The following is a 14,239-nucleotide window of genomic DNA, read 5'->3' on the forward strand; positions in this document are numbered from 1 at the left end:
ATCATTTGCCTACCTTCCACGCAATATCCTTCGGGCCGGTGCCGACGGGAGAATTGATCGGGGCGAATTCGGGTTGGCTTTCGGTATCCGCCGGAGGGGCGGCCTTTTCGATCCTGACTTTCAGGTCGAACCATGCGGCCTGGCCGGTGATCGGGTCCGAGTTGGCCCATCGCATACCGTCGCCCTTAGGCGGTAGCAATTCGTGGATCAGGTGGTTGAGCAGGAAACCCTTGGTCGCCTCAGGCGCGTCTTCCTGCAAAGCCCATGCGCCTTTGCGTTTGCCGATGGCGTTCCATGTCCAGACGGTGTTTTCATTCAGCGCGGCCATTTCCATCACGAGTACGGTGATCTCGCCGTGAGGAGAGGTAACCTTGGCCCAGTCGCCGTCTTGCAGCCCGTGTTCGCGCATCAGCTTGGTGGGGACGTAGAGCGGGTTGCGCCCGTGCAGTTGCCTTAGCCACGCGTTTTGGGTGCCCCAGCTGTGATACATCGCCATGGGGCGCTGAGTAAGAGCGTTGACGGTGAAGCCCTCGTTGCCTTGCTGGTCGGTCTCGTACCAAATGGGCAGTGGGTCCATGGCATCCTTGATGCGTTGTCGCAAGTGGTCGGGGGGCTGGTTCGGTCCGTGCCCTTCGGCAGCCAGTTGGAATTTGCGCATCGGCTCAGAGTACAGCTGAAACAGGTAGGGCTGCGGGCTGTCATAAAGACCCATTCCAACGGCCCAATCCTGATAGGCGGCGTTCCAAGGTTTGTAATAATCCGCGCCTTCGGGGATATGCGCGACGTAGAAGCCTCCGTTGTCGATATAGCGGTTCAGTTGGTCCGGGTTGACCTCTCCGCGGCCTTCCTTGGAGCCGTCCTCGCCCCGGAACCCGGCCAGAGGGCCGATGCCCGGCTTGCGCTGGTGATTGACGATATAGTCGGCATAGTCCTTCCACTTGGGTGTGCCGTCTTCGTTGGTAAAGCCAGGCAGGCTCATGCGGTTGGCGAGTTGGATCAGAACCGACTGGAACCCGCGCACGTCGCGGTCGGGTTCGACAACTGGCCAGCGGATGGCATCGGCGGCGGCGTCGGCCTCGCAGATCGGGCGATCCAGCAGCGAGATACAGTCGTGCCGTTCCAGATAGGTCGTATCTGGTAGGATCAGGTCGGCGTAGGCGACCATTTCCGAGGAATAGGCATCCGAGTAGATGATATGCGGGATGACGTATTTGCCATCTTCGGTCTTGGCCGACAGCATCTCCATCACACCTTTAGTGTTCATGGAGGAGTTCCAAGACATATTCGCCATATACATGAACAACGTGTCGATCTTGTAGGGATCGCCTGCGGCGGCGTTCGAGATCACCATATGCATCAGCCCGTGGGCTGACATCGGGTTTTCCCACGTAAAGGCTTTGTCGATACGCTGAGCGGTGCCGTCTTCGTCTAGCAGCAGGTCCTCGGGGCCGCGCGGGAAGCCAAGGTGAGGGCCTTCCAGCGGGCGGCCCGGGCGGCGGTCTCCGTGTGGCGTCGGGTGCGCCTCGACGGGTTTGGGGTAGGGCGGTTTGAAGCGAAAGCCGCCGGGAACCTCGACCGTACCCAGCAGGATCTGCAGCACATGCAGCGCGCGACAGGTCTGGAAGCCGTTGGCATGGGCCGAGATTCCGCGCATGGCGTGGAAGCTGACCGGGCGGCCTGTCATTTTGGAGTGCTTTTCGCCGCGGAAATCGGTCCATTCCTGGTCAAGCTCGATGGCCTCATCAAAGGCGACGCGGGCGATTTCGGCGGCGATGGCGCGGATTTTCTGGGCCGGAATACCACAGCGCTCGGCCACCTGTTCGGGGGCGTGATCGTCCGAGAGGTATTTCTCGGCCATCTGATGGAAGACCGGTCGGTGAGTTACGCCATCTTTGTCGTAGGTGGCGGACAGATCCGGGCGCACGCCGGGTTTGTCAAAGGCGGTCGGCTCACCGGTCACACGGTCGATCACCAAAGGCTTTCCGTCTGCATCGCGCAGGAACAGGCCCTTCTCCGGGCCGTCAGAAGCATTCACCAGAACCGGCGCGTTGGTGTAGCGGGCAAGGTAGTCGAGGTCGATCTTGCCAGCCTTCATCAGCACATGGATCAGCGACAGGATGAAAAGCCCATCGGTGCCCGGCGTGATCCCGACCCAATCGTCAGCCACCGCGTTGTAGCCCGAGCGGATCGGGTTCACCCCGATCACCCGCGCGCCACGCGCCTTGATCTTGCCGATGCCCATCTTGATCGGGTTACTGTCGTGGTCTTCCGCCACGCCGAACAGCATGAACAGCTTGGTGTGGTCCCAATCGGGCTGGCCGAACTCCCAAAACGCGCCGCCCATTGTGTAGATGCCGCCCGCTGCCATGTTGACCGAGCAGAACCCGCCATGGGCTGCATAATTGGGCGTACCGAAATTCTGTGCCCAGAAGCTTGTGAAGCTCTGACTCTGGTCGCGGCCGGTGAAGAAGGCCAGCTTGTGCGGGGCAGTCTCGTGCAGCTCGTTCAGCCAACCGACGGCGGTGCTGATCGCCTCGTCCCATTCTATCTCGCGGAACTCGCCCGAGCCGCGTGGACCGACGCGCCGCAGAGGCTTGCGTAGACGCGAGGGCGCGTTGACCTGCATGATGCCGGCGCTGCCCTTGGCGCAAAGCACGCCTTTGTTGACTGGATGGTCGCGGTTGCCTTCGATATAGGCAACCTTTCCGTCCTTCATGTGAACATTAATGCCGCAGCGACAGGCGCACATATAGCAGGTGGTGCGCCGGATCTCGTCCGAGACTTTCGGGCTGGTGTCGATCTTCGGTTGCTGGATTGTCATCTGGCGTCCTTATGTCGGGGCGGCGGGTCAGGTTAGGAATGTTAGTCCGGCGAGGATAATTCCTGCAATAAAAAGAGTTTCCACGACGATCAGGGCGATGGCTGCGCCTCCGACCGATAGGATTTGTTTCAGGTTCGTCTTCATTCCAACCGCCGCGATCGCGATCAGAAGCAACCAGCGGGAGGTCTGGCTCAGCAACTCGGACAGGAAGGGCGGGATCAGGCCGAATGAGCTGGCCGCAGCCAGCACCAGAAACCCGATCACAAAGCCGGGCAGGATCGGAGGGCGCTTGCCTGCTTCGTCCATGTCGGTGACGCTGCGGATGATCAGCGAGGCGACCAGAACCACCGGGGCCAGCATCGCCACGCGGAACAGTTTGACCAGCGTGGCGGTGTCGCCGGTTTGTTCCGAGATTGAGAACCCCGCGCCGACAACCTGTGCCACGTCGTGGATCGTGCCACCCAGAAATACGCCGCCTGCCACGTCATCCATGCCCAGCGTGCGCACCAGAATCGGATAGGCGATCATGGCGATGGTCGACAGGACGGTGACGCCCAGAACGGTAAAAATCAGGCGTTCTTCGGATCGTTCGTCCTTGGGCAGGATGGCGCTGATCGCCATTGCCGCAGACGCGCCGCAGATGGCGACAGAGCCCGCCGTCAGGAATGCAAAGCGCCATTTGTGACCAAAGAACCGTGCGATCAAAAGGCCGAATCCAATGGTGGCCAATACGCCGCCAACCACAAGGGCGATCAGGTCCCAACCCAATCCCATCATCAGCGTCATCGAGATACGCACACCCAAAAGCGCCACGCCAAGGCGCAGCAGGGATCTGGCTGCAAAACCAATGCCGGGGACGGTTTTTCCGTCTTCGCCCAGAAAACTGAGCGCGATGCCAAGCAGCAAGGCCATCAGCATGGCTGGGGTCGCGTAATGCTCCGACAGGAATTTTGCCGTTACAGCAACAGTGATTGCCACCATAACCCCGGGGAACAATGTTCGAGCCGTCTGGGCGACATCCGCGCCGAAGGAGCTTTTGAGTTCAGTCTTACCCAGCATCGGTTCGTTGATCTTTCTTGAACACGTTTATAGTTAAGCGGCAAAGCCGCAGAGGTTATGCAGTAGCTGGATGAGCTGGCTCTTGCGATGAACCCACTTGTTGTGCCTGCACGGCGGTCACGGCGATCATGTGCAGCACATCGTCCGAAGAACAGCCGCGCGAGAGGTCGTTTGCGGGTTTGGCCAAGCCTTGTAGAACGGGCCCAATGGCCTCGGCCCCGCCAATGCGTTGGGCGATCTTATACCCTAGGTTGCCCGCATCGAGGTTGGGGAAGACAAACACGTTTGCTTTCCCTTCCAGTGGCGAATTCTTGGCCTTTTTACTGGCGACCTCTGGCACATAGGCCGCGTCGAACTGCAACTCTCCGTCGATGATCAGGTCCGGCTTAGCGGTTTTGGCAATTTGTGTAGCCTCAACCACCTTGGACACTTTCGGATGGCTGGCACTGCCGCTCGTCGAGAAAGACAGCATCGCAACACGAGGCTCTTTTCCGGTGAGTGTAAGATAGGACGCAGCAGAGGCCTGAGCGATCTCAGCCAACTCGCGTTCGTTCGGATCAACGACCAATCCGCAGTCGGCGAAAATATGGGCGCCCTGAACTGTGTGATGGTCGCGGTCATAGATCATCAGAAAGAAACTAGACACCATATGGGCGTCAGGTGCTTTGCCGATGATCTGCAAAGCGGCACGAACAGTGTCCGAAGTGGTTTCCACAGCACCGCCGACCGTGCCGTCAGCCAGCCCGAGATGGACCAACATGGCGGCGTAGTTCAGACGGTTTTGGACCAGCGACTTCGCAGTCTCAGGCGTTACGCCTTTGTGTTTGCGCAGTTCGAAATAGGCATCGGCAAAGCGATCCAAGTGGGGCGAAGTTGCCGGATCGTGAATGTCTATCCCGGCTACATCGGTTCCGCCTTTTTCAGCCAGCAAAGAGGCAACTTTGGTCTGATCGCCGACAAGGATAATATCGGCTGCATCTTCGGCACGTGCTTTCAACGCACCTTCTACAACACGTGGATCATCGCCCTCAGCAAGGGCGATGATCTTTTTGGAACTGGTCGCAGCCCCGAGAATTTGATGTAGGGGCTTCACCGCGATCAGGCCTCGACTTGCGGCTTCATGTCTGCTGCTTCGATACCCGCAACCGCAACCGGCTTTTTCATCGCGTCGCGGCGGAACGGCTCACCCAGTTCTTGATTGATCATGGCTTCGATCAAGGTGGTGATACCGTTCTTCTGGTCTTCGATGGCCTGGTTCAGAGCCGCTGTCAGTTCGTCCTGCGTACGTGCGACAACGCCTTTCAGGCCACAGGCCTCTGCGATACCGGCGTAAGAGACCTTGGTATCCAACTCGGTGCCGACGAAGTTGTCGTCGAACCAAAGGGTCGAGTTCCGCTTTTCCGCACCCCACTGGTAGTTGCGGAAGACGATCTGGGTCACGGCGGGCCATTCCTCACGTCCGATCGCCGTCAGCTCGGTTACGGCGATGCCAAAGGCACCGTCGCCCGAGAAACCAACAACGGGCACATCCGGGCAGCCGATCTTGGCGCCGATCACCGACGGCAGACCATATCCACAGGGGCCGAACAGGCCAGGGGCCAGATATTTTCGACCTTCTTCAAATGAGGGGTAAGCGTTGCCGATGGCGCAGTTGTTGCCGATGTCGGACGAGATGATCGCCTCTTTCGGCAGTGCGGACTGAATCGCACGCCACGCCATGCGCGGGCTCATCCAGTCCGGCTTGGCTGCACGGGCGCGTTCGTTCCAGGTGGTGCCCGGGTCGTCCTGCTCGTGGTCCATAGAGGTCAGTTCCTGCGCCCAACGCGACTTGGTTTCAGCGATTTTCGCCTTACGCGCATCGCGGCCTTCATCGCCCGCAGTGCCCGAAAGCTGTGCCAGGATGCTGGTTGCAACGGTGGCTGCGTCGCCAACGATACCAACGGAGACTTTCTTGGTCAGGCCGATGCGGTCTGGGTTGATGTCGACCTGAATGATTTTTGCTTCGGTCGGCCAGTATTCCATACCGTATCCGGGCAGGGTCGAGAACGGGTTCAGACGGGTGCCAAGGCACAGAACAACGTCCGCTTCCTTGATCAGCTCCATCGCAGCCTTCGAGCCGTTGTAACCCAGAGGGCCGGCAAACAGCGGGTGCGAGCCGGGGAAAGCGTCGTTGTGCTGGTAGCCAACGCACACTGGGGCGTCCAGACGCTCGGCCAGTTCTTTTGACGCTTCGATGCCACCTGCTGACAGCACCGTGCCAGCACCGTTCAGAATGACCGGGTTCTTGGCATCGGACAGCAGAGCGGCGGCTTCGGTCACGGCAGAGGCGCCGCCCGAAGGCAGTTCGAATTCGACCACGGCAGGCAGTTCGATATCGACGACCTGAGTGAAGAAGTCACGGGGCACGTTGATTTGTGCCGGGGCTGAGGCGCGCTTGGCTTTGGTGATCACGCGGCTAAGAACTTCCGCCATACGCGACGGGTCGCGCACTTCCTCCTGATAGCAGACGCAGTCTGCGAACATCCGCATCTGTTCCATTTCCTGGAAACCGCCCTGGCCCATGGTCTTGTTCGCGGCCTGAGGAGTGACCAGCAGCAGCGGGGTGTGGTTCCAGTAGGCGGTTTTGACGGCGGTAACAAAGTTGGTGATGCCGGGGCCGTTCTGCGCAATCATCATCGACATTTTGCCGGTGGCGCGGGTGTAGCCGTCGGCCATCATGCCGCCAGAGCCTTCATGCGCGCAATCCCAGAAGGTGATGCCAGCTTTCCCGAAAATATCCGAGATCGGCATCATGGCAGAACCGATGATGCCAAAGGCATGCTCGATCCCGTGCATCTGCAGAACCTTAACAAAGGCTTCTTCCGTGGTCATTTTCATCGGTGGCTCTCCAAAACTGAATGCGTGAATTGGCCGGGGGGTTCAGCCCGGCCTTTGATACGGTTTTGGCGTATGGGTGCGGATGGCGTTAGGGCCAGATGAGGCGGCGGAATACGTCCAGCCGAGGGTTAACTGGCCCGGATCGCATCCGCGATCAGCTTCACCCCGGCCTCGATACGGTCAGGCGCAATTGAGGAATACCCAAGACGGTAGAAATTCCGAGGCGGCTTCGGCCCTGAAAAGAAGGGCGCGCCGGGTTCGATATGCACCCCTTGCGCCTGCAATGTGGCGGCCAGTTGCGCGGTGTCCACATGCGCGGGGGCCTGCATCCATATGGAGGACCCGCCGAGCACGCCGCGCCCCGCGACCTGCAGCGCATGGGTCTGAACGGCTTCGTCCAACGCCTCGCGCCGTTGGGCCAGGGCGTTAGACATGCGCCTGATCTGAGCGTCGTAGTGCCCGAGTGACAGGAAATAGGCCGCCGTGCGCTGAACATGCCCCGGAGGATGCCGCAACACGAGCGACCGCAGCGCGCGGGCTTCGCGGATGAAGGTCTCGGACCCGACCATGTAGCCCAGACGCAACCCCGGAAATAGCGATTTAGAGAAGCTGCCCACATAGATTACTCGCCCGTCGCGATCCATCGACTTGAGCGCGGGTGAAGGCGCGCCCAGATAGGCCATCTCGAACTCGTAGTCGTCCTCAACAATCATGGCGTTCAGCGCGGACGCGCGTTCCAAGAGGGCGGTTCTGCGGCTGACGGGCATGGTGGCCGTTGTGGGGCTTTGGTGGCTGGGGGTGGTAAAGATAACATCGGTGTAGTCTGGCAAAGCCCCGGGCGGCAGCCCGTCGCCATCAACGCGGATTGGGGCCATGGTGCAATCCGAATGGCTTAGCAGCTCACGCAGAGCGTAGTAGCAGGGGTCTTCGATTGCCGCGGTGCGCCCTCTTTTCAAAAGAATGCGCGAGGCCAGCCACAACGCGTTCTGCGCGCCCAGCGTGATCAGGATCTCTTCGGGGCGGGCGGTGATGCCTCGGCGTGGCAGGGTGTGGCGGGCAATAAACTCGACCAGCAGAGGATCGTCCTGATCAGCGTAGTCAGTCGTAAGGGACTCGAAATCCTTGTGTCCCAGCGCCCGAACCGCGCAAAGTCGCCAGTTCGCGTGGTCAAACAGTGTCCTGTCGGCCTGCCCGTAGATGAACGGGTATTTGTAGTTGCGCCAGTCCTGAGGTTTGGTCAGCACATTGCCGCCCGAGAACCGCCGGGCCAGCGCGTTGTCCCAGTCGACCGTCTCTTCGCTGCGCGGGACGGGCGTGTATTTCGGCGGGACCGGCGCGTTTTCGGATACATAGTAGCCCGAACGCCCTTTGGCGGTCAGGTAGTCATTGGCCAGAAGTTCGGTATAGGCCAGTGTCACCGTAATCCGACTGACGCCCAGATGGGTTGCCAGCTTGCGGGACGACGGTAGCTTTTCCCCAATGTGGAACCGACCCGACAGAATGCCTTCGGCGATCATCTGCTGGATTTGCGCCTGCAGAGTCCCCTGTCCGTTCAGCTCAAGAAAAAAAGTGTCAACCGAGATAGCCATGAGCGCTTATAGATTGGACTTAAGGCGGTGGCAATCTGGACTTACATGCCTCGGAGTGAATTTGTGATGCGGCTTGACGAGGAAATTCGAATCGCCTAAATAACTAGAAATCTAGTTTAATGGAGAATTCAGATGTGGGAAACCGCTGCAGCAGGATTTTCGGCCATGGGGTCCGAGGCCCGGTTGAAGGTTCTGAAAACACTTGTGAGGGCCGGGCAGGCCGGTCTGACCGTGGGTGAGATCCAGACACGTACCGGCATCGCCCCCTCCACCCTTGCGCATCACCTTCGGTTTCTGGCTGCAGGTGGTGTGGTTGAACAGGAAAAGATCGGGCGCACGACGATCAATCGCGCCTGTTTCAACGAGTTGCGAAACCTGGCGCAGTTTATTCTAAGCGAATGCTGCGCAGACGAAGTCGGAAAGGCCGCAAACGATGGCTGAACTATCACAAAACCCAAAAGCCTCGGCCAAACTCGCGCTGGATGTGATCAAAACGCCTTGGGCTTTGATCGTCGCGATACTGGCGTTGGTCGCAGTTTTCGATCCGGGCAACTGGGCTGAGGTCGTAACCTTTGCCGCCAAGGCGCTGGCGCATACGGGCCAGTACATCCTGTTCGCCGTTCTCCTGCTGTCCTATCTCAAGGCCACCGGGGCGGAAGTCATGGTAGCGCGCGCCTTTGAGGGGCGAGAAACCCGGATGATTTTTCTGGCCGCCCTGTTCGGAGGGCTTGCGCCGTTTTGTTCCTGCGAGGTGATCCCGTTCATCGCCGGGCTTCTGGCACTGGGCGCGCCGCTCTCGGCCGTGATGGCCTTCTGGCTCAGCTCGCCACTGATCGACCCGCCGACATTGCTGATCACCGCAGGCGCATTGGGGTGGCCCTTTGCCATCGGCAAGGCCGTTGCGGCGGTTGCCTTGGGTCTGTTCGGCGGGTTCGCCGTGCGCCTTCTGATGCGCAACGGAGCCTTCGCACAGCCCCTGCGCGAATACAAACCCGCCGGATGCTGTGGGTGCGGCCCCAAGCTGGATGACAAACCCGTCTGGACATTCTGGCAGGAACCCGAACGCCGTCAGCGTTTCCGGTCAGAGTTCGTGCATAACGGTCTCTTCCTGCTGAAATGGCTTGCTCTGGCCTATGTGCTTGAGGCGCTTCTGGTCAGCTATGTGCCTGCAGATCTGATCGCGCGCGTCGTCGGCGGAGAAGGTGTCCTGCCCATCGTCGTTGCCGCGCTGGTCGGAATGCCCGCCTATCTGAACTCCTATGTCGCGCCGCCGCTTCTGGCGGGACTGATGGAGCAAGGCATGACGGCGGGCGCGGCCATGTCCTTCATGGTGGCCGGGGCGGTCAGCTCAATCCCGGCCATGGCTGCGGTCTGGTCATTGGTGAAACCGCGCGTCTTTGCAACCTATCTGACCCTTGGGGTTGGGGGCGCGATTGTCGCCGGGATCCTGTTCCAGATGCTCTGAAAAAGAAAACGCCCGGCGTATTGCCCGGGCGTTTTTCCCTGGTCCGCTAGGGATCACCCAGCCTCGCAGAACCGAGGCAGTTTGAACCGGTATCGTGCCTCTCCGCTGTCCACGTAGACGCGTTTTTCCACGCAGGCGCTGGTGCCCACCGATTGGGAAACCGGCGCCTCGGTCGAGGTGATCGACGTGGCCGTCCCATCGGGCAGACGAACCGAAGCGATGACCCCGTTCTTTAGATCCCCATTGATCGCCGTAGCTGACAGAACCGGGACTGTTATGAAGGAATGATGCTCATGCTCTCCGTCATCCCCCAGCAGGAACAGGCCGCCGACAATGACCGCCATAACCACAGCAGCAGCCAGACCCAACCCCCAGGTTTTAAGGAAGGCATAGATCGTTACGGCGCGGTGTGGGCCAAAGATGGCAGATAGAATGCTGAGCATGAGAGGTCCCAAGAAAACGCCCCGGCCAGTTTAGACTGGGACGGGTCAGAAATCAGGGGCGCAGATCGTCTTCTTCTTCGTCGTCCCCACCGCCTTTGGGCAGGTTGAAGAAGCTGTCGGCGTCCACGATCGGATCACTGTCTTCCTTCTCGGCTTCCGGCTCGTCCGACAGCGAGAAGGTTTCCAGACCTTCAATCGCGGTCGGGATCTTCGGTGCTGCGTCCATTTCCAGCGACTGCTCGGTCGAGACCAGCTTGCGGCGCTCGTCATCGCTCATCACGCCGCCTTCAGCGGCTTTCTTCGCAGCGGCCTTCTGCACTACGGCGTCCAGCTCGGACTGTTTACACAGGCCAAGGGCAACCGGGTCGATGGGCTGCATGTTGGCGATGTTCCAGTGCGTACGCTCGCGGATCGACTGGATGGTGGGCTTGGTGGTGCCAACCAGCTTGGCGATCTGACCGTCGCTAAGTTCGGGGTGGAACTTGACCAGCCACAGGATCGAGTTCGGACGGTCCTGACGCTTGGACAGTGGGGTGTAGCGCGGGCCACGGCGCTTTTCCTCGCCCGTTGCCGACGGGTTGAACTTGAGCTTCAGTTTGTGCAGCGGGTTGTTCTGCGCTGCATCGATCTCTTCCTGCGTCAACTGGTTGTTGGCAAGCGGGTCGAACCCTTTGACACCAGCGGCCACATCGCCATCGGCAATGCCCTGCACTTCAAGCTCGTGCATCCCTACGAAATCCGCGATCTGCTTGAAGCTGATCGTGGTGTTGTCCACCAGCCATACGGCTGTTGCCTTGGCCATAAGCGGTTTTGCCATCAGCCCGTCTCCTATACATACATCTGTCCCGTCGCCGGAATTCGGCGGCCCCGGGGTTTTGGGGCAGGTTTCCGTTGTCGGGGAACTTGGGGTGTATATAGTCGCCGCGACGCAAGAAGGGAAGAGGCGAATGCGCCAAGGGTTTTTAGCGCTGGTTTTGTGGGCCATAAGCGCAGTCGCCGCGCTGGCCGAGGGCGAGAAAGCGGGTGAGTTCGACTATTACGTCCTCGCGCTGAGCTGGTCTCCGAACTGGTGCGCGCGCGAAGGGGATGCGCGTGGATCAGATCAATGCGACGCCCGGCATGACCACGGTTGGATATTGCACGGGCTCTGGCCGCAGTTCCATCAGGGCTGGCCCTCCTATTGCCGCACGCCCGAGGCCCCGCCGTCGCGCGCGATGACCCGCGCGATGGAGGATATTCAGGGCAGTGCCGGCCTTGCATGGCATCAATGGAAGAAACACGGCACCTGTTCGGGCCTGTCGGCGCGGGGCTATATGGATTTGTCGCGCTTAGCGTATGGTCGCGTGACCCGGCCCGAGGTGTTCCGCCAGCTTGATACCTCGGTCAAACTGCCCGCGTCGATCGTCGAAGGGGCCTTTCTAAAGGCCAACCCTAAGCTCGAGCGCGACATGATCACCATCACCTGCAAACAGGGTTACATCGAAGAGGTGCGCCTGTGCCTGTCCCGCGACCTTGATCCTGTGCCCTGCGGCCGCGATGTCATCCGGGACTGCTCGGCCAAAGACGCCCTTTTCGACCCGATTCGTTAGAGCTTTTTGTTCTGACAGTCTCGCGCGTATTCCAGCGCTTTGGCGGTGCCTTTGAGGTCGATGGCCATCACCACCTCGCCCGCCGGGTTGTAAACGGTCATCGTCTTGTTCTGAGCAATCGCGGTCACGAAATTCCTGTCCGTGAAAAAGACGGTCGCGCCGGGGACGTCACGCTCGTTGAAGCCAATGGCGGTGGCGTCATAGCTTTTGCCGTCCAGAGCAAATCGGATCGGATAAGATTTGCCCTGTTCGATTTCGCCCCAGGCCTTGTTGTAGACGGCGAAATACCCGCGATTGCCTAGCGCGTCGTAACCGATCCGCACCACCGAGAGGTCCTGATACACCGTCTGGATCAGACACCCATTGCCCAACGCCGGGTCCATCATGATGTTCCAGCCGTCGACAAAGCCTTTATCGATCAGTTGCTGAGAAATCGCCGCAGTGGCTGTAAAGGCGGCAAGTGTGAGGGCAAAAAGGCGTTTCATAACAGTTCCTAAAATCAAACGGATGAAGTCTTAGCCATAGTACACGCCGCGTGCGGCAGGCAAAGGCCATTCTTGACTGATGGCACCACGAAAGAAGACCTGTGTGCATGGCGGAGCCCGGCTATGCCCTACCAGGTAGGCGCTTGAAACTCGGCTGCGGCACAATAGTTTTCGCCCCATAAAACAAGGAGCGAGCCATGCCGCAACATCCAAGAACATTCTCTCACATCGGATTGTCCGTCCCAAACGTTGACGAGGCTGTAAAGTTCTACTCCGAAGTCCTTGGTTTCTACGTGATCATGCCACCGACTGATGTTGTAGAGGATGACACGGATATTGGTGTCATGTGCACAGATGTGTTTGGTCCGGAATGGAAAAAACTACGTATCGCGCATCTCGCGACTGCTGATCGCATCGGGTTCGAGCTTTTCGAGTTTGACGGGAATTATGTACCGGAAAACAATATCGATTTTCGCCAGAATGGGACGTTCCATTTTTGCGTCCAAGACCCGGATGTCGAAGGCCTCGTAGAAAAAATCGTTGCAGCGGGTGGCAAACAACGTATGCCGATTCGATACTATTATCCCGGAGAGAAACCTTACCGAATGGTCTACGTCGAAGACCCCTTTGGTATTGTCTTCGAGATCTACAGCCATTCCTACGAATTGACGTACTCGTCTGGTGCTTACTCCTGAAAAACGAGGCAGAGTCTCGTGTGCAACCGGAAGGGGTGAAAGCGTTCCGGTTGCTGTCATATCGCTATACTCAGAGCTCTTTTCGGGCTCTCAGTGCTGCTGTAATCGTTCCGTCATCCAGATAGTCCAGCTCTCCCCCAATCGGCACACCTTGCGCTAGTGAGGTCAGGCGGACCTGCCCCTCCAACTGATCGGCAATGTAGTGCGCCGTGGTCTGGCCGTCGACAGTGGCGTTCAAGGCCAGAATGATCTCGGTTACGCCTTCGGCCACCACCCGGTCTTTGAGGCGGGGGATGCGCAGCTCATCCGGGCCGACGCCATCCAGCGCCGAGAGCGTGCCGCCCAACACGTGATAGCGGCCTTTGAACACGCCTGAACGCTCCATCGCCCAGAGGTCGGCGACGTCCTCGACGACGCAAAGCTCTCCGGTCGCGCGGGCCTCATCGTTGCAGATGTCGCAAATGTCGGTGGTGCCCACATTGCCGCAATTCAGGCACTCGCGGGCAGTGATGGCGACCTGCTGCATAACGTCGGACAAGGGGGTCAGCAGCAGGGACCGTTTGCGGATCAGGTGCAGCACCGCGCGGCGGGCCGAGCGAGGGCCGAGGCCGGGAAGTTTGGCCATCAGGTCAATCAGATTGTCGATGTCGCTGTTGGAGCTCACGGCCTGTCCTGTCTGGCGCCGGAGGGAGCCTCCGGCGGTAGTATTATTGAAAAGATGGAGATCAGAACGGCAGCTTGATGTCTGCGGGCAGGCCCATGCTTTCGGTCAGTTTGGCCATCTCGGCCTGCGAGCGCTCGGCGGCTTTGGTCTGAGCGTCCTTGATGGCCGCAAGGATCAGATCCTCGACCACTTCCTTGTCGTCGCCATTGAAGATCGACGGGTCGATATCCAGGCCCTTCAGCTCTCCCTTGGCGGTTGCGGTTGCCTTGACCAACCCTGCGCCGGATTCACCGACAACCATAAGGTTGTTCAGCTCTTCCTGCATCTCGGTCATCTTGGTCTGAAGATCCTGCGCGGATTTCATCATCTTGGCCATATCGCCCAGGCCGCCTAGTCCTTTGAGCATGTTGCTTCTCCTGTAGGTCCGGTTTTTGACTAGATACGGGGGTCACCGTGGTGACACAAGAGCAGAGCACACTCCCGCCCGTCGTCAAGGTCTTGGGCAAGACCTTTCCTCCCGTTGGGCCCGGCAGCGCTCGGGCAAAGCTCGAG

The 14,239-nt window shown here is 59.5% G+C and carries 14 protein-coding genes; 4 read left to right on the forward strand and 10 right to left on the reverse strand.

Features of this window, described 5'->3' with window-relative positions:
- Position 1: 1 nt before the first annotated feature.
- The 5 genes from ACR0KL_RS09485 to pdxR form a co-directional block, all read right to left on the reverse strand.
- Positions 2 to 2,821, reverse strand: a complete 2,820-nt coding sequence (locus ACR0KL_RS09485; protein ID WP_170677945.1) for a molybdopterin oxidoreductase family protein — start codon at positions 2,819 to 2,821, stop codon at positions 2 to 4.
- A gap of 27 nt (positions 2,822 to 2,848) precedes the next feature.
- A complete protein-coding gene (locus ACR0KL_RS09490) occupies positions 2,849 to 3,880 on the reverse strand; it encodes a putative sulfate exporter family transporter (RefSeq protein ID WP_170677943.1) in 1,032 nt (343 codons plus the stop codon).
- Positions 3,881 to 3,935: 55 nt separating this feature from the next.
- Positions 3,936 to 4,973 carry a phosphate acetyltransferase gene (gene pta / locus ACR0KL_RS09495; RefSeq protein WP_170677941.1) on the reverse strand — a complete coding sequence of 346 codons (1,038 nt, stop codon included), beginning with the start codon at positions 4,971 to 4,973 and terminating at the stop codon, positions 3,936 to 3,938.
- 5 nt (positions 4,974 to 4,978) lie between these two features.
- On the reverse strand, positions 4,979 to 6,757 hold the full coding sequence (xsc, locus tag ACR0KL_RS09500; protein ID WP_170642664.1) for a sulfoacetaldehyde acetyltransferase: 1,779 nt from the start codon (positions 6,755 to 6,757) through the stop codon (positions 4,979 to 4,981).
- A 128-nt stretch (positions 6,758 to 6,885) separates the two neighbouring features.
- Positions 6,886 to 8,346, reverse strand: a complete 1,461-nt coding sequence (gene pdxR, locus ACR0KL_RS09505; RefSeq protein WP_170677939.1) for a MocR-like pyridoxine biosynthesis transcription factor PdxR — start codon at positions 8,344 to 8,346, stop codon at positions 6,886 to 6,888.
- 132 nt (positions 8,347 to 8,478) lie between these two features.
- Here pdxR and ACR0KL_RS09510 point away from each other — a divergent pair, with 132 nt between their 5' ends.
- Both ACR0KL_RS09510 and ACR0KL_RS09515 read left to right on the forward strand, forming a co-directional pair.
- A complete protein-coding gene (locus ACR0KL_RS09510) occupies positions 8,479 to 8,787 on the forward strand; it encodes an ArsR/SmtB family transcription factor (RefSeq protein WP_170375462.1) in 309 nt (102 codons plus the stop codon).
- Positions 8,780 to 9,811: a permease gene (locus tag ACR0KL_RS09515; RefSeq protein ID WP_170677937.1), complete on the forward strand. Its 1,032-nt coding sequence runs from the start codon at positions 8,780 to 8,782 to the stop codon at positions 9,809 to 9,811. The genes ACR0KL_RS09510 and ACR0KL_RS09515 overlap by 8 nt, the downstream gene beginning before the upstream one ends.
- Positions 9,812 to 9,864: 53 nt before the next feature.
- Here ACR0KL_RS09515 and ACR0KL_RS09520 read toward each other — a convergent pair whose 3' ends face one another.
- Positions 9,865 to 10,254 carry a hypothetical protein gene (locus ACR0KL_RS09520; protein ID WP_170677936.1) on the reverse strand — a complete coding sequence of 130 codons (390 nt, stop codon included), beginning with the start codon at positions 10,252 to 10,254 and terminating at the stop codon, positions 9,865 to 9,867.
- Between the two features lie 52 nt (positions 10,255 to 10,306).
- Positions 10,307 to 11,071, reverse strand: coding sequence for a DUF1013 domain-containing protein (locus ACR0KL_RS09525; RefSeq protein ID WP_170375456.1), 765 nt, complete (start codon positions 11,069 to 11,071; stop codon positions 10,307 to 10,309).
- Between the two features lie 130 nt (positions 11,072 to 11,201).
- Here ACR0KL_RS09525 and ACR0KL_RS09530 point away from each other — a divergent pair, with 130 nt between their 5' ends.
- Positions 11,202 to 11,843, forward strand: coding sequence for a ribonuclease T2 family protein (locus ACR0KL_RS09530; RefSeq protein WP_480776922.1), 642 nt, complete (start codon positions 11,202 to 11,204; stop codon positions 11,841 to 11,843).
- Here ACR0KL_RS09530 and ACR0KL_RS09535 read toward each other — a convergent pair.
- Entirely contained in the window at positions 11,840 to 12,328 is a 489-nt protein-coding gene (locus ACR0KL_RS09535) for a hypothetical protein (RefSeq protein ID WP_170677932.1), read from the reverse strand. The genes ACR0KL_RS09530 and ACR0KL_RS09535 overlap by 4 nt on opposite strands.
- Positions 12,329 to 12,525: 197 nt before the next feature.
- Here ACR0KL_RS09535 and ACR0KL_RS09540 point away from each other — a divergent pair, with 197 nt between their 5' ends.
- A complete protein-coding gene (locus ACR0KL_RS09540) occupies positions 12,526 to 13,023 on the forward strand; it encodes a lactoylglutathione lyase family protein (RefSeq protein ID WP_170677930.1) in 498 nt (165 codons plus the stop codon).
- A 70-nt stretch (positions 13,024 to 13,093) separates the two neighbouring features.
- On the opposite strand, the gene recR is transcribed toward ACR0KL_RS09540, so the two are convergent.
- Both recR and ACR0KL_RS09550 read right to left on the reverse strand, forming a co-directional pair.
- Complete coding sequence (gene recR, locus ACR0KL_RS09545; protein WP_170677928.1) at positions 13,094 to 13,687, reverse strand: recombination mediator RecR; 594 nt, start codon at positions 13,685 to 13,687, stop codon at positions 13,094 to 13,096.
- A 61-nt stretch (positions 13,688 to 13,748) separates the two neighbouring features.
- Positions 13,749 to 14,093 carry a YbaB/EbfC family nucleoid-associated protein gene (locus ACR0KL_RS09550; RefSeq protein WP_170328851.1) on the reverse strand — a complete coding sequence of 115 codons (345 nt, stop codon included), beginning with the start codon at positions 14,091 to 14,093 and terminating at the stop codon, positions 13,749 to 13,751.
- Positions 14,094 to 14,239: the final 146 nt, after the last annotated feature.

The organism is Ruegeria sp. C8, from assembly GCF_056537565.1.

Coding starts and splice junctions, on each gene's coding strand:
- xsc (WP_170642664.1), bottom strand. CDS start 6,757: ATGAAAATGACCACGGAAGAAGCCTTTGTTAAGGTTCTGCAGATGCAC.
- ACR0KL_RS09520 (WP_170677936.1), bottom strand. CDS start 10,254: ATGCTCAGCATTCTATCTGCCATCTTTGGCCCACACCGCGCCGTAACG.
- pdxR (WP_170677939.1), bottom strand. CDS start 8,346: ATGGCTATCTCGGTTGACACTTTTTTTCTTGAGCTGAACGGACAGGGG.
- ACR0KL_RS09515 (WP_170677937.1), top strand. CDS start 8,780: ATGGCTGAACTATCACAAAACCCAAAAGCCTCGGCCAAACTCGCGCTG.
- ACR0KL_RS09485 (WP_170677945.1), bottom strand. CDS start 2,821: ATGACAATCCAGCAACCGAAGATCGACACCAGCCCGAAAGTCTCGGAC.
- ACR0KL_RS09550 (WP_170328851.1), bottom strand. CDS start 14,093: ATGCTCAAAGGACTAGGCGGCCTGGGCGATATGGCCAAGATGATGAAA.
- ACR0KL_RS09540 (WP_170677930.1), top strand. CDS start 12,526: ATGCCGCAACATCCAAGAACATTCTCTCACATCGGATTGTCCGTCCCA.
- ACR0KL_RS09525 (WP_170375456.1), bottom strand. CDS start 11,071: ATGGCAAAACCGCTTATGGCCAAGGCAACAGCCGTATGGCTGGTGGAC.
- ACR0KL_RS09490 (WP_170677943.1), bottom strand. CDS start 3,880: ATGCTGGGTAAGACTGAACTCAAAAGCTCCTTCGGCGCGGATGTCGCC.
- ACR0KL_RS09535 (WP_170677932.1), bottom strand. CDS start 12,328: ATGAAACGCCTTTTTGCCCTCACACTTGCCGCCTTTACAGCCACTGCG.
- ACR0KL_RS09510 (WP_170375462.1), top strand. CDS start 8,479: ATGTGGGAAACCGCTGCAGCAGGATTTTCGGCCATGGGGTCCGAGGCC.
- ACR0KL_RS09530 (WP_480776922.1), top strand. CDS start 11,202: ATGCGCCAAGGGTTTTTAGCGCTGGTTTTGTGGGCCATAAGCGCAGTC.